The sequence below is a fragment of the Aerosakkonema funiforme FACHB-1375 genome, from assembly GCF_014696265.1.
Taxonomy (GTDB): domain Bacteria; phylum Cyanobacteriota; class Cyanobacteriia; order Cyanobacteriales; family Aerosakkonemataceae; genus Aerosakkonema; species Aerosakkonema funiforme_A.
In genome coordinates this window covers 24,087-45,278 of the sequence record NZ_JACJPW010000067.1, presented here as the reverse complement: position 1 = coordinate 45,278, position 21,192 = coordinate 24,087, and the positions used below count along the sequence as shown (strand labels likewise).

Genomic DNA, 21,192 nt, shown 5'->3' with positions numbered 1-21,192 from the left:
TGATGGATGCTTCTCTATGTACTCTCTCAGTTGACTCATTTTGGGGAAGGTAAAACTCTATTTTACCATTGGCGATCGCAGTTTAGTTTATATGTTGGAGATCTCTATTGTCTCAATCCCCCACTCTCCCACTCCCCCACTCCCCTCGCCTCTAGTGAATTCGCCGCCATGAAAAGTTGTTCTTTGCGATTCTGGTCTGCGTTAGGAAGTGCCTCAGCCTGTCTGTTGGCTGCTACAACGGCGACGGCACAAATCGTCCCAGATGCTGCTGGACAAAGTAATTCGATCGTTACGCAACAGGGCAATACCAGTACTATCGTAGGAGGAACGCGAAACGGCGGCAGCCTGGTTCACAGTTTTCAGGAGTTTTCTGTCCCGACTGGCGGCACGGTTGTTTTTAACAATGCTGTCGATATTCAAAACATTTTCGCTCGCGTGACGGGTAGTTCGGCTTCTAATATTGATGGGTTGATTCAAGTCAACGGCACAGCTCACTTATTTCTGCACAATCCCAATGGGGTGATTTTTGGCCCTAACGCGCAGCTAAATGTGGGCGGTTCTTTTGTGCTGACTACGAATAAAGAGGTAAACTTTGCCGATGGCACGAACTTTAGCGCTAGCAATTCTCAAACTGCTCCTTTGTTGACTGTTAACATACCGGGTGGCTTGCAATTAGAGGGAACAGATATTGGGGCTAACTCTAATTTTACTTTGCCGCTGTCAGTGGGGACGGTATCGCCCCTTTCGTTTTCTCTACCATTGTTGGGGCCACCGCCGCCACCGCCGGGGGAGCAATTTAATGGTAAGGCTCCTGGGCCACTCAATATCAGTTCGCTGTTTCGAGCGCGACGAGCTCAGTTTGCTGATGTGGTGAAATTATTTGCAAATCAACCTTGTTCCCGTTCTTCACTGGCGAGTACTTTCTATGTTACGGGTAGAGGTGGTTTGCCACCCAGTCCGACTGATGCGCTTACCGATGAGGCGGTTTGGGTGGATTTGCGCGATCGATCTATCATGTCAGGGATAGGAGGTCGTCGCAAAAATTCTTCACCCACTACCCAACAGGCAACACCGAGTACTGAGTTGGTAGAAGCTACTGGTTGGTCGATCGCACCAGATGGTAAAGTCGTTCTCAGTGCCAATTTAACAGATGTCACGCCGTCTTCTTCATCTTGTCAGGCATCTGCTTATCCTCTCGGTGAGGGCAATTAAGCAGTGCGATCGATTGTCTCGCGATTCGTGCTTTTCGATTCCCTTACCCTCCTGTCGGGTAGGGGGTCAAGCGCCAATGGGGTCAAAACCTTCTTGCTTAGTTCGCTGCGCTCTTGTATTTCTGATTGTGGATGCCTGTTAAAACGCTAGCCCCTGACGCCCTGTCCAGGGGTTTTTTGTTAGTTTTTTCTTTATATATACATTTATTAGTTTCAATCCCTGAAAGGGATTAATGTTGATTTCCACTTGCGCTGCTGCTCTTGAAGTCCAAAAACTCAGCATGTTTCAATCCCTGAAAGGGATTAATGTTGATTTCCACGCGGTTCGGGTTCGGGCTGCGGTTCGGGTTGATGAACCTGAGTTTCAATCCCTGAAAGGGATTAATGTTGATTTCCACGAGAATTTTGAAATTGCACACTGAAGTGGATTCTCTTGTTTCAATCCCTGAAAGGGATTAATGTTGATTTCCACTTTTTATTTCTAGGGTTATTCAACCGAGGTTGATTTGTTTCAATCCCTGAAAGGGATTAATGTTGATTTCCACCAAAGGCGGTTTTCAGCTTAAATTTTTCATAAAAAAAGTTTCAATCCCTGAAAGGGATTAATGTTGATTTCCACATAGATGAAATAGAAACTAAAGGGCGAGGATAGGGGTTTCAATCCCTGAAAGGGATTAATGTTGATTTCCACTCAAGAAGTCTACAGAAAACGGCGACCTGCGGAAGTTTCAATCCCTGAAAGGGATTAATGTTGATTTCCACTCAACCATTCGGATAATTATCTCATCAAACTCCTCGTTTCAATCCCTGAAAGGGATTAATGTTGATTTCCACGCTTCTGCTGCCCATACCAATTTTGCCCCGTGGAGTTTCAATCCCTGAAAGGGATTAATGTTGATTTCCACATTGGCAGAACTAATCGTAGGCGATCGCTCTCTTGGTTTCAATCCCTGAAAGGGATTAATGTTGATTTCCACCTATAATAAAAGTACGATTTAAAAATTGTGAAGGGGTTTCAATCCCTGAAAGGGATTAATGTTGATTTCCACAAACAAAAGGATTCTGTCTTCTATAAATTTCTGGTAAGTTTCAATCCCTGAAAGGGATTAATGTTGATTTCCACAAAAAGCGCCCTGGCACAAGTCGGGGCGTGTTTGTAGAGTTTCAATCCCTGAAAGGGATTAATGTTGATTTCCACTTATGGGGAACATTCAGCATATTTCTAGTAAAGTTTGTTTCAATCCCTGAAAGGGATTAATGTTGATTTCCACTTGGCTCATGAAATTTAGGCTCAAAGTAAGCCACAGGTTTCAATCCCTGAAAGGGATTAATGTTGATTTCCACACTAAGGCGACAAAGGTTTTCAACCTGCGACTCAGAGTTTCAATCCCTGAAAGGGATTAATGTTGATTTCCACCACAGCAGTTACAGCAAGTGCTAGTACTAATGGTTTCAATCCCTGAAAGGGATTAATGTTGATTTCCACATCCGCATTTCGGATGGCGTACTGGGCATGAGGGATATGTTTCAATCCCTGAAAGGGATTAATGTTGATTTCCACTTCTCGAACTGCGCTATGTACGTCAGGTATGCGCCGTTTCAATCCCTGAAAGGGATTAATGTTGATTTCCACTCGTAATAGTAAAGCGTTTGGCCGTCCAGAAGGTGGTTTCAATCCCTGAAAGGGATTAATGTTGATTTCCACTTCCTTTTCACTTGAAAGCGGGGGAAGCTAAAATATGGTTTCAATCCCTGAAAGGGATTAATGTTGATTTCCACTTTAATGGAGTCTACCATTCCCGTCGATTTCTCGGGTTTCAATCCCTGAAAGGGATTAATGTTGATTTCCACGTTAGCGGTTTCCGAGTAAAGCGAACCTTCCAGCTGTTTCAATCCCTGAAAGGGATTAATGTTGATTTCCACGCAACAAGGCGACTATCGCAGCCACATTAGGTTTTTGTTTCAATCCCTGAAAGGGATTAATGTTGATTTCCACGCACTAAGCAAGGCGCTTCGGGGCAATAGCGTAAGGTTTCAATCCCTGAAAGGGATTAATGTTGATTTCCACCTAAATTCTACTAATTCTTTTGAATATATATTTAAAGTTTCAATCCCTGAAAGGGATTAATGTTGATTTCCACTTGATATTTACAAAATATCTCCCTCCTCAGAATATGTTTCAATCCCTGAAAGGGATTAATGTTGATTTCCACCCATTCCTATCTATCAGGTAATAGATACTCCTCAAGCAAGGTTTCAATCCCTGAAAGGGATTAATGTTGATTTCCACCCAAGCCAGATTCGATTCTCAACAGCAAGCAGCTAGTTTCAATCCCTGAAAGGGATTAATGTTGATTTCCACTTCTAACTCAAAATCTTCATCGCCTGAAACCCAAGTTTCAATCCCTGAAAGGGATTAATGTTGATTTCCACCAAGATGGGTCGAGCATACTCGCTATCGTTTTCGGAGTTTCAATCCCTGAAAGGGATTAATGTTGATTTCCACTAGATTTCAGTTTACCAACCATCGATGAGATATCTGGTTTCAATCCCTGAAAGGGATTAATGTTGATTTCCACCCGCAGGAGAACCTCCACCCTGCGATATTCCAATGTTTCAATCCCTGAAAGGGATTAATGTTGATTTCCACTAGACGAATCTTTGCGCTTGGTGCTTGTAGGTGGTATGGTTTCAATCCCTGAAAGGGATTAATGTTGATTTCCACGTTCTAGAAGTTCTTCATCACAGTCACCATTACAAGTTTCAATCCCTGAAAGGGATTAATGTTGATTTCCACGACTACGGGCTCGTAACCCGTGAGTTTGATAGCCTTGGTTTCAATCCCTGAAAGGGATTAATGTTGATTTCCACCTCTGACTTGGCAATTAGGGGAAGTTTCAGCGTAAACGTTTCAATCCCTGAAAGGGATTAATGTTGATTTCCACTCTAGCTTCAAAAAAGTCCCCCACGGGACAATATTGTTTCAATCCCTGAAAGGGATTAATGTTGATTTCCACTAATATTTATATAGGTTCTCAGGGGTATTATGCCGCTGTTTCAATCCCTGAAAGGGATTAATGTTGATTTCCACCAATGTAGTACTTTCCAGGTTCGGTTGTTGCTACCCAATTCCCGTTTCAATCCCTGAAAGGGATTAATGTTGATTTCCACTTGGGGAGTGTCATGGTTGCCCTCCCAGGTTCGCTTGGTTTCAATCCCTGAAAGGGATTAATGTTGATTTCCACGAAGAAGGCTGACTAGCCCTGAATCTAGCTTTATGTTTCAATCCCTGAAAGGGATTAATGTTGATTTCCACTCAAATCAAGTAGCGTGTTGCAGCTTGGCCTATTGTTTCAATCCCTGAAAGGGATTAATGTTGATTTCCACAAAGTGCGCCCCCCTGCGGCGTCATCCACTAACGATTCGTTGGTTTCAATCCCTGAAAGGGATTAATGTTGATTTCCACGCCCTCCACTCAACTCATGGGGCAATTACTGAAGTTTCAATCCCTGAAAGGGATTAATGTTGATTTCCACGTTTTTAACACACTGCTGCAAAACTCGGCAGCACTGGTTTCAATCCCTGAAAGGGATTAATGTTGATTTCCACTGCATCCACCCGGAAGCCTTATCGTATTTAGTTTTCAAGGTACGGTTGCGACTGACAGATATAAATATACCATTCCAGCCTGGGGGTTTGGCAATACCCCTGAAAAAAAAATCTCGAAAACCTCTCTCCACAAGCATTCCAGCGCTCGCGACTACCCCTTTTGCCTCCAAAAAGCTGGAAACCCTTACCAGAAGAGGGATACCGCCTCGAAAGCAGCATCCCTCTCACCAAACACCTACTGGTAGTCGCAACTAAGCGAAGAAAATCGAGTTATCGCGCACGGCTTCTCCCCCAATCCGTTCGATCTTACCTTGGCAGCAGCCGCACAGGAAGTAAAAGCGGATGCTGTCGGACTCAGGTTTAATCACTTTGGCTAGGCGCGATCGCAATTTAGCATATTGCGTTTCGGTCAAATCGCACTCGAACACGCTAAACTGCATCCACTGTCCGTAAGACTTGAGGATAGAATGCACCTTTGTCCGGCGACTATCCTCTGGAATATCGTAAGACACAACCACAAACATCTTATTTCAACACCAACGGAGGATACTTTTCAATTTCGTCCATCAAATACTTCGCCACCAAACGCGCCTGAATCTCAAACGCTTCCTGATAAGTACATTGCTTTCCCAACACCGGATGCTTGAACTTCGATTGCTTTTTCTCCTCATAAAGTTTCAGAAACTCTCGCCGTCCCTCCTTCGATAACAGCACCGCATTGCTGAGCGGTTCCGTGGTAAAATCTGCTGGTGCAAGTTTCTGCAAATTAATTGTACTCAAAACAACAGCATCCACCACCAAAGGTCGAAACTCCTCCATCAAATCCAGCGCCAATCCCGGACGACCGTAATGTTGGCAATGCAGATATCCTAAATAAGGATCGAAACCCACCACATTCACCGCACTTTGGATATCGTGACGCAATAGGGAATAACCAAAACTCAGCAGTGCGTTAACTGGATCGGTCGGAGGGCGGCGGTTTCTGCCATTAAAGCTAAACCCTTCACTGCGAATCAATTGATTGAAAGCACTGAAATAACCAGCGCTACCAGCACCTTCCAATCCGCGCAAAGAATCGATTTTGTTGGTTTCGTCGATGGGTGCGATCGCATTCTCTATCCTACTAACTGCCCCATCAATATCGAGTGCCGCATACTTTCGCCCTTGTCGCAACAACATCATCCGATAATTCTTCAACTTACCCCGCACAAATCCCTTCACCAAATGCACCGCCTTTTCAGTTTCCCCCGCCGCTTGCCATTGCGCTTTCCGCACAAAGATATTTTTAGTCATTTCGGGTTCCAACCGTCCTAAATAACGTCCTGTTTCCGTCAAAAAACTTAAAGTAATGTGCCTTTCCAACAATTCATTTACCACCGCAGGCGAAACCGTTGCCCGTCCCAAAACTACAATTCCTTCTACTTTAATTAAAGGCACATCCAAAAGTTTATCTTTGTTCGCCTTCACCAACAAACGTTCGTCAGTTTTGCCAACAAAAGCATCATCAGCAGTGATGTAAACAGTTCCCATTTTGATTTCCTCCCATTGGCTTTGGCGCTAAAGTGCAACAACGTACCTAAGAATTTAATTAACTTCTTGATAGCGAGTTACCTTCACAGCAACTTCAGGCAAACATTGAGAATAAAGACTGCAACCTTTACAACGTTGCGAATAAATTGCAGGCGGTCTGTTGCCAGTTTCTAGTAAAATAGTAACAGCCGAAATAGTTGCAATTACCTCCTCCCGCAACTGGGGAGAAATATCCACGAATTGACGTTGGTGAGATTGAGCGTAATAAACATAACCAGAGGCGATATTTTTCCCAGTCATCTCCTCCAAACACATCGCCTGCGCCGCTACTTGCAACTCATCATTATCCCACTCACCCTTGCGTCCGCGCTTGTATTCCACCGGATAAAGTTCGCCCGATTCCGATTCAATCAAATCTGATTTTCCAATCAATTTGTATTGTTCGGATTTCAGCCAAATCGCACGAACTTGCCAAGTTTCATCGCGAAGATTTTGCGAGAGAGTGTGAACGCGCTCGTGCAAACTCGTACCTTCTATGGTATACTGATTATCGGTAAACTCCCCCGCACAAAACATTCGCCAGCAGCGATGCGGACAGTAGGCATACTGATTCAATGCCGCGATTGGAACGTAATCAATTTGATTCATAAATATCAACGATTTGAACGTTTTGGAAAATGTCGGATTACCATACCCATTCCCATCGGCGTTTTGCGTCCGACACCGCTGTAAAGAGCAAAATCAGCCAAAGCATTAATTTGCTTGATAATAGTCGGTTCAACCTCACCCAAAATCCGAAAGGTTATTGCCCCCACACAACCGATAAACTTACTCCTAGCATCGGTAACAATCTCCGTCCGAATATTGAAAAAACTCGGATAAATAAACTCGCTTACATTTTCCGAAAATGGCATACCGCTGTACTGATTCCAGCGCCGCAACAAACTACCAAAAACACTTTCGCGAGTCGGTAAAGCATTATCGAAATTACTCTGACGAAAAGCAGTCGGAGTACAAAAAGTAAATTCTATTTGGCGTTCCGAATCAGAAGCTCGATCGTAAAGTTGAGAATAGCTAGAAAAATTCGCCCAAGGTTGATTAGATTGAGACGTACCCAAAATACTGGTAATTTGGAGATCGGCTGGGCCCAAATGCCAAGGATGCTGGGGATTCAAATTCAGCCAAAGAGAAGTGAGATGTCCGAACAGAGAATCATCCAACAGCGAAATCCGCCACCAGCAAGGAGTACCCGCCGCAATAGCTTGTCTGTGTTCCCATTGCAGGATGCGATCGCGATGGGAATAATTGCTAACCTGAAGAGGACTCAGAGCAAAAGCTTTGTCAGTTTTCGCATCGTGCAGCAGAGTTCCCAACTCCCTATCCACCGAACTCACCAAAGTCAAAAACAGCGCATGAAAATGCTTACCCGTCAGATATCCCGGTGGAATCGGCGACATAGGAAAAAGATTGAGGACGAGGCTATGAGGCATTTTACAGTCCTCCTGATATTGTCTCTGTACTTAAAGCCTTTGTGTATATAAGAGTTGCACCTTTACCATCTTTCGGCTCGTATCTCAATCTTTCCTCAAATCCGATTGACTTCCACCTTTTAAAGACACCTGGTAAGTCTATAAAACCAAGCTCTTTTTTATAGTCATAGGAAGATAGCTCAGGTTCGTGTCTTGCACCATCGTTTACCTTGCCAATTCTGATTAGAATATCTTTGGAATAGGCATAACCTCCTCGAAGAGGTCTAAAGCTATAATGGGTTTTTTCTTGGTCATAGTAGCGTTCATAAGCATCTACATTGGCATACTTATTGATGGGAATTTTATCAACTTCTTTGATGCTAAGTCGGTCAATTGGAACTGTAACTTGAGGAAGATTAGCAAGGTTTTTTTGCCAATCACCATGATTACCATCATCGAAAATGAGTGTTGCTGAGGGTGTCCAACTTCGTGTAATTACTAAACCTTTCTCATGAGCAGGTTGACAGGTGAGATCAGCATTATAAACGTAATCTTGCAGCATTGAGAACAATTCGATAACTCGGTAGTCATCAACATGGTAAGGGTGAGAAAGACACTCACCAATTGTTCGAGCATCAAACTTTTTCGATGATTGAAGTGATTTTAAGGTTTCCTGATACTTCTGCCATCCAGCCTCAGTTAAACTGCAATCTTTTTCCCCCACTTTAGGAATGCGATCGCCCACTAAAATTACTTTAGCATCTGATATATTACCTCTGCGATTACAACGCCCCGCCCTTTGAATTAGATTTTCAGGTGGACAAATTTGCGAAATTAAAACCTCAGCATTGAGATCGCAACCAACTTCGATCGCACTGGTTGTCACCAGAATATAGGAATTTTCCTTCTCATCTCGGTGTTTAATCTGTTTGTAGAGTTCTGGTCTAAGTTTATCGGCAATGCGACCGTGATAGAAAAATAGCCATCGGTTCTCAGAACTGGTATCACAATTAAGTGTCGATTTTAGCTGTTGATAAATTGCTGCGGCATCTTTGACAGTTTCCACAACAGCGAGTATTCTTGTTGCTTCTCCTCTTAACTCCCATTGCGCCAAAATCATTTTTGTAACTTGATTTTGAAATTCAGTAGAGTCTCGCTGACCTTCGGAATTTGTTTGATAGCACTGGATTGTATTGTGCCACTCAAAACTTCTTTGATTCAGGTAAGGGCGATTGAGTGTTTGCTGCTGAAATTTTTCGAGTTCTTCTCTATTCTCATCGTCATCAATAAAGTCAATTACGTTCTCTTTGAGAAAGTCAAAACGCTTAATGAGGTCGTTGGGCATAGTTGCCGTCATCAGGACAAGCGATCGTCCAGCTTCATAAAGCGCCTGTACTAGACTCTGAAAGTTTGTGAACGAGATTTCATCGTAGCTATGAGATTCATCAAAGCAAATCAGAGTTTTAGGTTGATTGATTCGGAATGGAAAAATAAAAGATTTTTGCTTATCTCCAAATGAAAAGTATCGATACAGGAATTTGTCAATCGTAGTTAAGATAACGTCTCCTTTATAAAGATGGCGACGAAGATTGATATTGAGCGTTGCAGTAATGTCCTTACCATTTTTGTAAACCCACCTATACATTTGGGAGCCTGTATCTACAACCATTGATATTTCTCGATCCTTGTTCTCTGGAAAGATATCTGGATTTGAAAAATCGAGCAAATATTTTTCGATCCGTTCCTTTTGGTCTTCTAGGAGGCTTTTCGCAGGTAAAGGTAAAATCAGTCTATATCCTTTAACCAAAGCTGGAAATAAAACTGATTCTGTTTTGCCTGTACCAGTTGGGCCTTTAAGCAGAATTACAGGATCGTTAGTTGAGATAATTGCGTCATACATTTTTTCTTGCATTGGATTTGGTTTAAATCCTGCAAGTTTCTGGTAAATAGCTTGATGATTTTGGGGTTCCAGGTATTTTTGCGACACTGGCTTTAAGATAATGTGCCGATTCTCTGTTTGAGGATTTGTTGTCTGAGCTTCCCACCAGGTTTTAACAATGCGATCGAGGGTATTCCCAAGTTTGTTATCTTCATTGCGATCGCGCAGAGTTTTTAACTGCTTTTGCTCCTCTTCAGAAAGATATTTAGACCAATATTTAAAAGACAATTTGATTTCTTGGTCTTGAAACGGCCAGGGATCTAGCAAATACGTTTGCTCATCCTGTGTAGTGGAAATGGTGTAGTCCATAAACGTGCGAGATTCCGCTTGCTCATCGTCGCCAATAACACGACAAGCTAACTCTGCCTCAATTTGGTCGCACATTTCCAAAATATAAAGCTCATAAGCATAAGCTAAAGGGTCTTGGCTCAGAAAATTGGCATATTCTGGGCTTTCTTTTTTAAGTTTGTATGTATCTTCGCTAATTTTCTGAACTGAGAAATCATGATGTCCTCTAGCAAGAGTTTGAGCCCATAGGTTTGGACTTTCAACGATGTAGGGATGCCCTCGAAAAGAGTAGCTGTATTTTTTAAATTTGCCATTTGGCTCCTTTTTTGGGTCAGGCTCAGTTGTAATGGAAAAGCGCTGAGGCTTTGCCATGTCGTGTAATTCAGCAGCTTTGACCACGCGATCGCACGAGCCTTCAATCTGGGGAAAATCTTTCCAGTGCTTGACTAAACGTTTGACATTACCAACATGATCGCCAAGCGGTTGTAACCGAACAACAGACGGAACAGGATCGGATTTTCCAGGAAAGAAGACGCGACCGAAAATAAACGGACGCTTACGTTTTGCCTCAGACATAAACTTCACCTCTCAGTAATTTAACGAGGGATACCGGAATATTAATTTCCCCATTGGTGTAGTAATCCAATTCAGGAGGATGATTCATTTGTGTTGAGAAATAGGCAGCAACAAAGGGTACAAATCCATCTACCTCTGTAGGCTGCTTGTCTAGAAAGCCTTCTCGATCGGAGTGAGTTTGACTGTTAGGTGACCATTGGTAGCGATAAAGATTGTAAATGTCGCAACCACCCATAAATTGACCGTTTTGGAGCAATGCTTCCATTGGCAGAATCGTTGATGGATAAGCTGTTTTGGTTTCTTGTTCTAGCTCAATTAGTTCTAAAACTTCTGTAACGATCGCAAATCCCTCTTTCCCCAGCTTGCATCCATAAGTCTCCAATTCCCGAAAGTGTTCTAGCCCTTCAGGAGACTCCGCGACTACATAGCCAACTAACTCTTCTGCAATGAAATACTCCCAGGTATGAAGTTGAAAGTTTGCCTTATCCTCATCTAAATACAACCGGGAAAAAGAGTCGTGGTTAAACTCACGCATTCCCTTACGATAAGTGCGATGTACTCCTCTCCATGAGTTTGATGTCGGATACGCACCTAGAGCAACGTAACGAGGTGGTAACGCATAAATAGGCGGATTGTCAGTATTGACGCGAGTTTCAGGAATTTCTAACTCAACGCTCATCATCCCTAGTCGTCGCAAGAAGCCGGAGAGTGTTGTAGGTGGAACAAACGGATAGGTTGCAATGTTGAGGATTGACCCTGGCAGAATGCGAAAAGTCATTGCTGCCGTAGGCTGAATTTTGAATTCTAGACAGTACATAGCTTAATCTGCCTGTAAAACCTTTTCTACGAAGTCGCTAGAACGGTTCTGCAATTCTGTCAAAGCTGCATCACCAATCCAGCGTTCAAAGTTAGGAAGCTGAATGTAATCTGTGTTATGTTCTGGAATTTCAGCAAGTTTTTTGAAGCGTCCGATCGCCTCTTGAGGATCTGTAATTGAAGGAGAAATAATTGGGCGTTTACCTCTGGGAGATAAGTAGCGATCGACTACTAACAAAGGCATTTGGTTGTCATCTTCTGCGATCGCAATTCCTTTCGGATTACCAGAACCAATGCGAGGCAGTGCATCTAAAAACGCATAGGCAACTGACGCAAATTCTAAATCAGTAACACTCAGCGCATGATTAGACACAGGATAGAGAATTCCAGGTTGGTTATATTGCCGCTTAAATGGAACAGGAGTTTCTTCCTTTTGATTCACTAATCGTGCTGGGTGCATTGCTCGTTGTTTGTCTACAGGATAGATATCTTGAACAGCAACACCTCCACCATGCGTTACTCGACCAATCAAAGTTTTTTTACCTGCTATTAAGCCTCCATAAGGCGCACAAATAGGGCAATTTGGAAGAGCGCAAGTTTCAGGAATTCCACACTTTTGCTTATCTCCTAATAACACACCACTCTTAACAGGTGCCCAGATCAAACATCGTCGCTCAACTCCTCGGCGTTTTGTTGGAGAGATATAGCATTTTTCGATCGATCGCCCATCTTTTGTGGAAAGTTTTACTGTCTCTACTAGGTTGACATTGACTTGTACTTCATGCCCCAGATAAAGCTCTTGAGAACCTTCTAAAATTGCGTAGATATCAAAATGCAAACGAGGGTTTTGGTTGTCTTCAGGAAGTCCAGTAGCCATAGTTAATTCTTCTCACTTGTAGATTTCAATTTGCGAACTAATTCAGGGAATCGAGTATATAGAGAAAGTTTGAGATTGTATGTCAATTCTTTCCAATCTTTTTCTTGGGCATAATCTTTGGAAGTCGCAAAGTGTTGATAAGCCCGTGTCACATCATCTGCATAAAGTTGCAGATAAAGTTTCCCTTGATCATCTTTTTTTTCTCGGTCAGGAATAGCTAATTGATTAAGTAGTTCTCTCGTTTGGCTGTAAATAAAATCGCAATCAGGATAGTGATACAACCTTGCTTGAACGCTTGTTTTCTTCTGATCGCCAAGAGTGGCATAATAACTAAATGAGATCGCGTCATCAACCTTTTCAATCAGTTTGCTAACTTCCCGTTCCGCATCTTCAGCTTTCATCAAGCCTTTAGCCGTACTTTCCAAGGACTGAGCAAAAGCATAGGTCAATCCTGTGAGAGCCGCTACATCCCGGTATAATCTGGCTCGTTTCGGTAATTGATTGTCTGAATCCATAGAATCTCCTTTCAATTCTACATCTTTATGTATCTTTTTCCAGTACATTTCACGTACTTTTTCTAAATGTAAATCAGTGCAAAAGTTAGAACTTTTCGCTAGAGTATAATCTGCTAGAAACGGTAAATCTTGCTGCATATAGCGCACAGCATCACCAAGGGTGATGTTGATATCTTTACCAGAAATCACAGTTGACTGTTTATAGCAATCCATCAAACCCTTAACAAAAATTAAATGCCGACTTGCTAATGTAATAGGTTGAGTACCTTGAATCACTAGATAAAAATTAAAATCAGTTAAAACTTCAAGTGGGAAAATCGATGCGACTTTAGCTATTGCATATTGAATTTTCCCCAACTTCTGAGACGCTAATTCACCTCCACTTGTACGGTCTGACGCTAATATTAAATATTTACCTGCACTTAGATGTATTTCCTTACTAGCGAGCATTCTGATGTAGTCTTTTATTTTTAACTCGGAAGCATCTTTATTAGCTGAATCGAGTTGGATGATAATGCTCTCTTCCGTAACCTTTAATGGTGACGCAAATGCTAATGCTGAACAGGAAGAACAAATGTGAGGTCTACCTTCTCCAGAAGATGATTGACGACGCTGAGAAGGACGTTCAAACATGAATCGGAGAACTTGCCATCGTGCCGTTTTTGGGTCGAGTGCAACACCGCAGGAATAGCAAAATTCTTTGCTGTCATCTCCCGGCGATCGCATTTCCGGCATGACAAATTTTTCTGTCAAAAGTGGTTCTGGTGTCGGTTCAAACTGCGTTGGCTTTAATTCCAGAAGCCGATACATTTCTGTTACGCATTGCGTAAAAATATCGCCACGAGTCGAGTTAATTTGATCGGTTGCTCGTTTGTCAAAGTTTTTAGCGATCGCTACAATCTGTTTGAATATATCTGGATTTTGCTTTTCATCCAACTGAACAAACTTAAAAGGATCGCCCTCTGCTTCCTGAATCAGTTTGAGTTTCTGTTGGATAAATTCTTGTAAAAATACCAGCTTTGAACTTAATTTATCCTGTTGCTTCTGCAATTTTCGTTGTTCGGTTTTAGCCAGTCCTGAATTTGCAAGTTCCTCTTGAATTACACTAAGTTCTTGCCATGCAGCATTTTGTTCTTCTAACGATTTAGTAAAAGCTTTTTGGAAATACTCTGTATATTTCTTCGCCTCTTTCTCCTGCATCGCCTCCTTATCTTGCAACTCTTTGGCTTTTGATTTTCGGTCTTTATCAGTTAATTCAGGATTCTCCAGTTGCCGCTTTAATGCCTCAATATCCTGCTGACGCTTTTCCTGTCGCTTTCGCACATCTCGAATCACAGCGTAATACCAAGCGGCGAGAACATTCGCTTGTTCTTGGGTCAAAATTGGAACATCCAGCGTACTAAACCCTCGTCCAGATAAGGTGACTGCATTAAGCATCACAATAAAAGTCTGAACTAATCCTGGTAACTTGTGTATTGTGTTTCCATAAGCAGAGAAAGCAACTTCTTCTAGAAACTGTTTCCAAAGTTTGCTAAAGTTCGCTGGTTCTTTTGTGACAGGGATGAAGACTCTAACATGGCGATCGCTCTCATCCAAAACAACAATATAAAGTAGTTTTTGCAGATACTCTAGAAAGCGATCGATCGCAGTTTCAATAGCTAATTTAGCCTGAAGCTCTCCTGGTAAAGGAGATTTATACAAAATTTGTGTTCTACCAATAATTTGACCTTGATAAATGATTTGATTGTTTTTTTCCTCAAGATTGCCTGACGAGTTGGCTGCTAGCTTATCTTTGGTAGCAATTGTTAAATTTCTAATGATTTTTGGACAACCGAATGTTTTTGCAATGGTGATTGCATTACTCTCAGGATGTTTGACAAGTTCCGCCAGAATCTCTTTTGCTGTTTCAGCAGGTAAAGCGCCAGCAGCTATAGTGCTAATCAAAATTCTGGCTTGATTTGCGGAAATATTCATAATTTAACTTTCCAAAAAACTCAGCAGTCGGAGGTAGTTTGAATACAACTACCTCCTCTGCTTGGAATACCCTATAAATTAAGCTTCCAAGTCAGCGTAACTAACGATGTTGCCTTCAGAATTGAGAACATCTAAATACAGCAGTTGTCTGATGTACTGCTCAAGCCGCTCTATCTGCTCTCGGTACTCAGCAATTTTTCGAGCAATTTCGTCAGGGTCGTGCATTGTCACCTCCATATAAATATGACAAGTTTGCCGGAGGTGATGGCTACGTGATACCCTTGTAGATGGCATTTAACAAAGGACGCAGCCTTTTATCTCCGGCTGTGTTCTAGGTTAACAGAAAATCTGGTTGTGTTGCTGATATGGAGGATGGCGATATATAATGTAAACAAGCCTCCAGATTTCCCTAATCCCTACTTCAGGGATTGAAACTTGCTTGATATGGAGGTTAGAGATTATTTTTCTCTGAACATAATCCCTGTAAGGGTTTGCGAGCCAGAGCAGAACTCTGGCTTTTTCTGTTGGTATTAGCATACTTCTGCTGGATTGCTGCAATTATCCTCCATTCAGCAACTAAAACTAAAATTTGAGTTTTGAGCTAAAATTTAGTTGCATAATAAGTAGCTTGGCAGATTAAAATCTAATTGTCAAGTATAAAATGGCAAGAAAGAAAGAAACACTTACATTATCCGTCCCGCCCGGAACTAAAGAGCGGCTGGAAGAGATCGCACGCCGTTTCGGTATCGTTTGGGGTAAAAGTCCCAGCCCATCGGGGTTGGTGGCGGCGATCGCGCAGGAAGAATTGCAAGTCGGACGGGAAGCTTTCACCCTGAGTGAAAAGCAAGTCAAAGCCTTGCGCCAAGCGGCTAAACTGCTGGTCGATGCAGGTCAAATCGAGTCATCTGAAATTGTAAATACACTTTTACTCGACCAAGGCGACCTGGAAGCGCCCCTGCGTCAAGCGCTGCTGCAACAGCAAACTCAACGAATCCAAGCTTGGCGCGATCGAGTTGACGAAGCGATCGCCAATCGTCAGCCATTCCGCCTCAAGTATCTCAACTCACAGGGTCAGAATTTGGAGTTCACGGTTCGCTATGCGGAAGTGATTTTCTACGAAAAACGCTTTTATTTGCAGATTTGGTGCGAAGAAACCGCCGATGCTTTGCAGGAAAACCCGGATCTAGCAGAAGTTGCCCACAATCGTTGCCTTCGTTTCGATCGCATCAAGGATATCCAACCCATCCCAGGTGTATGGAGAGGTGAGTTCGATCGCATAAAAGTGTATTTACAGTTTCGAGGGTGGTTGGCAAATGCCTACGAACCTAAGCCAGGAGATATCGAAAATGTATTCTTGGAAGATGTGCGACAAGTTGTACGGCTAGTGGTTAACCCGTTCTGGTTAATTCGAGAAGTATCGCGATATTGGGAAGACTGCGAAATTGTGGCTCCGAAAAGTTTGCGCGATCGCTTCAAGAAAAAGCTACAAGCTCTGTGCGATCGGTACGATCTCTAGCCTTAACAGCGTGTGGTATTGTGTTCGGTAGCATTGGTAGTACATGAATGATGTTGAGGACTATCTGTGGGAATTAGGGGTTAAATTTTTACCACAGATGAAGACAGATAAACGCAGATGAACGCAGATAAAAACGCATTTTTTATGCAACCGATGCTACGGGATATGATATGATGCAGTATGAAGATTAACAGGGTGAAGCGAAAAGAGAAAAGGAATAATTATAGTCTGTCATCTTTTTGCTACACCCCAGCCAAAAAAGTCAGTGTTTTGTCAAACTTTGGATATAGATTTGTGCAAACGATGCAACATTTCTATATCCAGATAACTGCCATCAAAAGCATCGCCAGCCAAGATAGTGCAAGCTAATTCGGGTTCTCCCAAATGACTTAACACTAATAAAGCTTTAGAAAAATCTTGCTCTTTAGTGTAGTCGTTGACAGTAACAACAGTCGGCAAACCAGCCCCAATTGCAGCTTGCATTCCGTGCAGAGAATCTTCCAAAACCAGACAATCATGTGGCTGTAAATTCATCTGTTTGAGAACATAATGATAGATATCTGGGGCTGGTTTCTTGGCTGGGACGATATCGCCGGCAGCAATAATTTCAAACCAAGACGGGTCTAAATTATTTTCCAATAATGCCGTAACATTGGGTAAGGCGCTGGTGGTTGCGATCGCCAATCTTATCCCCTCAGCGCGAGCTTCCGAAATCAAACGTTTCACCCCCGGACGCAAGGGAATTTCACCTAAAGCTAATAACTCTCGATAATGCTTTGTTTTAGTAGCGTGTAATTCCGCAATAAAGCTATCTTCAAGTGACGGAACATCGGGACGATATTTATCTAGATAAAAGCGAATCCGTTCTTTGCCACCAGCAACAGAAAGCAAATCACCATAAAGCTCAGCCGACCAATCCCAATCTAACCCAGCTTCCGCAAAAGCACGATTGAACGCAATGCGGTGTCCGTCTCGTTCCGTATCTGCTAAAGTCCCATCAACATCAAAAATCAAAGCACGCAATTCATTCATAGCAAATTTCCAGTCAGCGATCGTCTAATTAATCACGTTCACATCACAACCGATATCTCCCGACCGTCCGCTCCAGCACGTTGTTATGCTGCGCCATTATGTTACGAAATTTTTGGCAATTCCTCGAAGCCGAGACAAATTTCGTCGCTTCAATGTGGGGTATGTTTCCCGTTTTAGCGACTCTAGAAGAATTTGGACTAACTGCCAGCGATCGCCAGTTGGCAATTGCAGTGCTTGTTTTTGCACTTCTTGTAATGTCATCAGTATAAAATTGCCCAATCCTATCGTAACTTTAACCTGAATAGGTGAATTTTGATTAAAATTTTAACTTATTACTACAGGGAAGGTAGAGTAAGATCGCGTCTCACTGAAGAAACTTCTCCAACCGTCGCTGTTCTAACATCGCAGCCACTTCTTCATCCGTCGGTGCTGGCTGGTCTGTTTTTAACAAGCCTCGCATTCGTCTAATTGCGCCAGAACGATCGGACTCAGAAATTGGTGTGTCTTGGAGGGACTCAATAATGGCGCTCACCAGTGCAAGGCGATCGCTGGGTGGTAGTTTGAAGACTTGCTCCTTCAATTCTTGTGACAACATAGATCGCTCTTATGCTCGAAGGTGTCTACCATTTAGTATGAACGATCGTGCGCTCTATTTATCCCGGTCAAGCCTTCTATTTTGAATAGCTATAGCGATCGGTACTGAAACCGCTCTTGCCAAAGTGCTTTTAGATAAGCCACAATTACTCAAACAGGTGTGGGAGGCGATCGATCGCCTACAGCACGGTAAGCGATCGCATTTCTGATGAGGTATTGATGGGTGAGGGGCGTGTGTATGACGCTGTAGCGGTTAAAATTGTAGGTATCCCAACTTAGTTGTCAACATTCTGTACTTCTATTACACCCATTCTGTAACAACTGGAGATCGATATGCCAAAAGCCGCAAAAATACCACTGGAATCCGAGATTACAGATGAGCAAAGAGAAGCAGCAGAAGCGGAAATTCGCGAAAAGCAAAAAGTAGTTGATTATGACACAAAAGAATATCCTGTGGAAGTGCTTGTCAAGAAATATAGAGATGGGCTGGATGAAGATATCAATGAGTTGTATATACCAGACTATCAACGAGATATGATTTGGGAAGATTCTCGGCAGTCAAAGTTTATTGAATCTCTTTTGTTAGGGCTACCGATACCATATATTTTTGTGGCTGATTTGCCACCTAAACAAAAAGATGATAAGGAGGATTTAGCTCGGTTAGAAATTGTTGACGGAACTCAGCGTATTCGTACTTTAGACAGATTTCTCAACAACGATCTAAAGCTGTGTGGATTGGAAAAGCTAAAGCAGCTTAACAATTTCAAATTTAGTGATTTGCCGCTGGCAAGACAAAGACGCTTCAACCGTGCCACCATTCGTATGATTGTGCTGACTGAGAAAGCTGATGAAGAAATAAGACGAGATATGTTTGAACGCATCAATACTGGTAGTGTTCAACTAAATGATATGGAGAAGCGGAGAGGCATATCTCCGGGGCCTTTTGTCAAACTTCTTGAAGAACTCGGCAAAGATAGTAAATTTCGGGAACTATGTCCATTTTCAGAAGCACTTGCCCGCAAACGCGAACCTGAAGAATTTGTGCTACGTTTTTTTGCCTATTTAAATAATTATAAAAACTTTGACAGAAGGGTTGATGAATTTCTTAATGAATATCTAGAAGAACATAACCATGATAGAATTGACAAAGATGGTATGCGCTCTGAATTTCACAAAATGTTAAATTTTGTTGAAAAATACTTTCCCAATGGATTTAGTAAAGCAAAAGGTAATGTAAAAACACCTCGCATTCGATTTGAGGCAATTTCTGTAGGTGTTGCACTTGCATTAAGAAAGAAGAACGATATTGTACCGAAATCAATGAAGTGGCTTGACTCACCAGAATTCAAGGAATATACTACTTCAGATGCAAGCAACTCTAGACCTAAAGTAATTAAGCGTATTGAATATGTTCGCGATCAACTTCTCGGTAAATTATGACTAGCGCATTATTTCAGGACTTTAATGAACGCTCTAGAGAAGTGAGCAAATATTTTATGTTTTTGAAGAGTTTGGAGCAGGGAACTACTAAATTAACTATGGAAGGTAAGGGAGGAATTCCAAAAACCAAAGAAATTGATTCTGAGTTAATCAAGACGTTGAAAGCTAGCGGTTTTCTGTTGCTGTATAATCTAGTAGAAGCAACTATGCGAAATGCGATAGAAGCAATATTTGATGAACTAAAAAGTCAAGGAGTTTCTTACGATCAAATTAGACCTGAACTTAAAAAAATTGTACTCAAAAACTTAAAGAAGCGAGATCCTGACAAAATATTTTTAAGCATAACAGCTATTTCAATTGACATTATTATTGCTGGATTTGATAAAGAAGATCTTTTCTCCGGGAACCTTGATGGTAGGAAAATAAGAACGACGGCAACTGAGTATGGATTTTCACATCTGACTGACTATGCTAAAACAGGTGATGGAATAGATTTGCTGATAATTAAGTCAAATAGAAATGATTTAGCACATGGTTTTAAATCTTTTGCAGAGGTAGGAAGAGATAAAACCGCAGATGAGTTATTAGAAATTAAGAATAAGACAGTCAGATATTTAAGGCAAATACTGCAAAATATTGAACAATATTTATCAAATAAAGACTACTTAGATTCATCTACTTTAGGCACGCCTTAACTAAACTGTTCAATATAATTTAGTATACTTTTAGCAATAACTTGACCTAGTTTAACAGGCACAGCATTACCAATTAATCGCCCTACTAGATCGATCGCTACTGGTTCATCAGGGGGTACAAACTGATATGCTGGTGGAAAAGTTTGTAATAAAGCTGCTTCTCTGAGAGAAATAGCCCTATCTTGTTCAGGATGACCAAACCGACCATTACCAAAACCAAAACACTGTGTAGTAATAGTTGGACTAGGTTTATCCCATTCCATTCTACCGTATACTGCTGGATAAGTTTTACCACTTGTTTTTAAGTGGCATTCTGCAATTAATTCTTTAGGCCAATCTCGCCAAGTTCCGCCAGGTTTGGAAGCACGAATACGGCGCAGATTTAAAGCGGAAAGTTTACTACATCTATGAAGCCAATCTCTTTCAGAAGCTTGCCCCGCAGAAATGGGTTCTAGATTTCCAATAGTTTGTCGTACTGTTTGGTAATTATTTGCGTTATGTGTCGCTGGAATTAAGTTAATTTTGCTAAACTTTGAAGCAAGTAAGACTAATCGCTTTCGAGATTGAGGAATTCCATAATCTAGACAGTTAACTTCATAAGGCTCAAAGTAATAGTTTAACTTTTTCAATTGGGCGATAAATTCATCAAAAACTGAATGGTGTTTTAATTGAAGAACATTTTCCATTGAAATAATATCAGGTTCGCATTCTTCAATTAGACGAGCAAAATCTTGCAATAGCTTCCACTTCGACTGTCGATCGTTATAACGTCTTGAATAACTTGAAAATGGCTGACAAGGGGCGCATCCTGCTAATACTTTAATACTGCTTCCAGAAAAATGTTCTGCTAAATCAAAACCGCTGACATTTTCCACATCTTGCAATATGAATTTTGCTTTGTTATTGTGTTCGTAGGGAAACTTACACGCGGGATCGATATCATATCCAGCTTTGACTGGAAGACCTGCTTGCTCAAATCCATGCGTTAGTCCTCCAGCACCACAAAACAAATCGACTGTAGAGATGCTTCTAGCCATTCACTCCCTCTTGTTAGGATATCCGATCCAACGGGGTAGTCTAGCGTATTTGAATACGAACTACAAGATAGCGA

General features: G+C 41.9%; 17 protein-coding genes and 1 CRISPR repeat array. Of the genes, 4 read left to right on the top strand and 13 right to left on the bottom strand.

Annotated elements, in window-relative coordinates; all coding sequences use genetic code 11:
- Positions 1 to 168 precede the first annotated feature (168 nt).
- Positions 169 to 1,212: a filamentous hemagglutinin N-terminal domain-containing protein gene (locus tag H6G03_RS38225; RefSeq protein ID WP_190469288.1), complete on the top strand. Its 1,044-nt coding sequence runs from the start codon at positions 169 to 171 to the stop codon at positions 1,210 to 1,212.
- 209 nt (positions 1,213 to 1,421) lie between these two features.
- Positions 1,422 to 4,820: direct repeats of the CRISPR family, unit length 37 nt; unit sequence GTTTCAATCCCTGAAAGGGATTAATGTTGATTTCCAC.
- Between the two features lie 251 nt (positions 4,821 to 5,071).
- Here H6G03_RS38225 and cas2 read toward each other — a convergent pair.
- From cas2 to H6G03_RS23305, 9 genes are all read right to left on the bottom strand, one after another.
- Positions 5,072 to 5,344, bottom strand: coding sequence for a CRISPR-associated endonuclease Cas2 (cas2, locus tag H6G03_RS23345; RefSeq protein ID WP_190469278.1), 273 nt, complete (start codon positions 5,342 to 5,344; stop codon positions 5,072 to 5,074).
- A 1-nt stretch (position 5,345) separates the two neighbouring features.
- On the bottom strand, positions 5,346 to 6,350 hold the full coding sequence (cas1d, locus tag H6G03_RS23340; protein WP_190469274.1) for a type I-D CRISPR-associated endonuclease Cas1d: 1,005 nt from the start codon (positions 6,348 to 6,350) through the stop codon (positions 5,346 to 5,348).
- A 54-nt stretch (positions 6,351 to 6,404) separates the two neighbouring features.
- Entirely contained in the window at positions 6,405 to 6,998 is a 594-nt protein-coding gene (gene cas4, locus H6G03_RS23335) for a CRISPR-associated protein Cas4 (protein ID WP_190469270.1), read from the bottom strand.
- A gap of 5 nt (positions 6,999 to 7,003) precedes the next feature.
- On the bottom strand, positions 7,004 to 7,840 hold the full coding sequence (gene cas6, locus H6G03_RS23330; RefSeq protein ID WP_190469267.1) for a CRISPR-associated endoribonuclease Cas6: 837 nt from the start codon (positions 7,838 to 7,840) through the stop codon (positions 7,004 to 7,006).
- A gap of 1 nt (position 7,841) precedes the next feature.
- Positions 7,842 to 10,622 carry a CRISPR-associated helicase Cas3' gene (cas3, locus tag H6G03_RS23325; protein ID WP_190469264.1) on the bottom strand — a complete coding sequence of 927 codons (2,781 nt, stop codon included), beginning with the start codon at positions 10,620 to 10,622 and terminating at the stop codon, positions 7,842 to 7,844.
- Entirely contained in the window at positions 10,615 to 11,439 is an 825-nt protein-coding gene (locus tag H6G03_RS23320) for a hypothetical protein (RefSeq protein ID WP_190469261.1), read from the bottom strand. Before H6G03_RS23320 ends, cas3 begins: the two co-directional genes overlap by 8 nt.
- Positions 11,440 to 11,442: 3 nt before the next feature.
- Positions 11,443 to 12,315: a hypothetical protein gene (locus H6G03_RS23315; protein WP_190469259.1), complete on the bottom strand. Its 873-nt coding sequence runs from the start codon at positions 12,313 to 12,315 to the stop codon at positions 11,443 to 11,445.
- Between the two features lie 2 nt (positions 12,316 to 12,317).
- Entirely contained in the window at positions 12,318 to 14,804 is a 2,487-nt protein-coding gene (locus H6G03_RS23310) for a hypothetical protein (RefSeq protein ID WP_190469256.1), read from the bottom strand.
- Between the two features lie 78 nt (positions 14,805 to 14,882).
- Complete coding sequence (locus H6G03_RS23305) at positions 14,883 to 15,029, bottom strand: hypothetical protein (protein ID WP_190469253.1); 147 nt, start codon at positions 15,027 to 15,029, stop codon at positions 14,883 to 14,885.
- A 436-nt stretch (positions 15,030 to 15,465) separates the two neighbouring features.
- On the opposite strand from H6G03_RS23305, the gene H6G03_RS23300 reads away from it, so the two are divergent.
- The gene (locus H6G03_RS23300) at positions 15,466 to 16,320 is read left to right on the top strand and encodes a helix-turn-helix transcriptional regulator (RefSeq protein WP_190469250.1); all 855 of its coding nucleotides are present in this window, start codon (positions 15,466 to 15,468) and stop codon (positions 16,318 to 16,320) included.
- Positions 16,321 to 16,593: 273 nt separating this feature from the next.
- Here H6G03_RS23300 and H6G03_RS23295 read toward each other — a convergent pair whose 3' ends face one another.
- The 3 genes from H6G03_RS23295 to H6G03_RS23285 form a co-directional block, all read right to left on the bottom strand.
- Positions 16,594 to 17,352: an HAD family hydrolase gene (locus H6G03_RS23295; RefSeq protein WP_190469247.1), complete on the bottom strand. Its 759-nt coding sequence runs from the start codon at positions 17,350 to 17,352 to the stop codon at positions 16,594 to 16,596.
- A 96-nt stretch (positions 17,353 to 17,448) separates the two neighbouring features.
- Positions 17,449 to 17,613, bottom strand: a complete 165-nt coding sequence (locus H6G03_RS23290) for a hypothetical protein (protein WP_190469244.1) — start codon at positions 17,611 to 17,613, stop codon at positions 17,449 to 17,451.
- A gap of 103 nt (positions 17,614 to 17,716) precedes the next feature.
- Positions 17,717 to 17,947 carry a hypothetical protein gene (locus H6G03_RS23285; protein WP_190469241.1) on the bottom strand — a complete coding sequence of 77 codons (231 nt, stop codon included), beginning with the start codon at positions 17,945 to 17,947 and terminating at the stop codon, positions 17,717 to 17,719.
- Between the two features lie 332 nt (positions 17,948 to 18,279).
- Between H6G03_RS23285 and H6G03_RS23280 the strand changes: the two genes are divergently transcribed.
- The gene (locus H6G03_RS23280) at positions 18,280 to 19,386 is read left to right on the top strand and encodes a DUF262 domain-containing protein (RefSeq protein WP_190469239.1); all 1,107 of its coding nucleotides are present in this window, start codon (positions 18,280 to 18,282) and stop codon (positions 19,384 to 19,386) included.
- Complete coding sequence (locus H6G03_RS23275; protein ID WP_190469236.1) at positions 19,383 to 20,081, top strand: MAE_28990/MAE_18760 family HEPN-like nuclease; 699 nt, start codon at positions 19,383 to 19,385, stop codon at positions 20,079 to 20,081. The genes H6G03_RS23280 and H6G03_RS23275 overlap by 4 nt, the downstream gene beginning before the upstream one ends.
- On the opposite strand, the gene H6G03_RS23270 is transcribed toward H6G03_RS23275, so the two are convergent.
- A complete protein-coding gene (locus H6G03_RS23270; RefSeq protein ID WP_190469233.1) occupies positions 20,078 to 21,118 on the bottom strand; it encodes a DNA cytosine methyltransferase in 1,041 nt (346 codons plus the stop codon). The genes H6G03_RS23275 and H6G03_RS23270 overlap by 4 nt on opposite strands.
- Between the last annotated feature and the right edge of the window lie 74 nt (positions 21,119 to 21,192).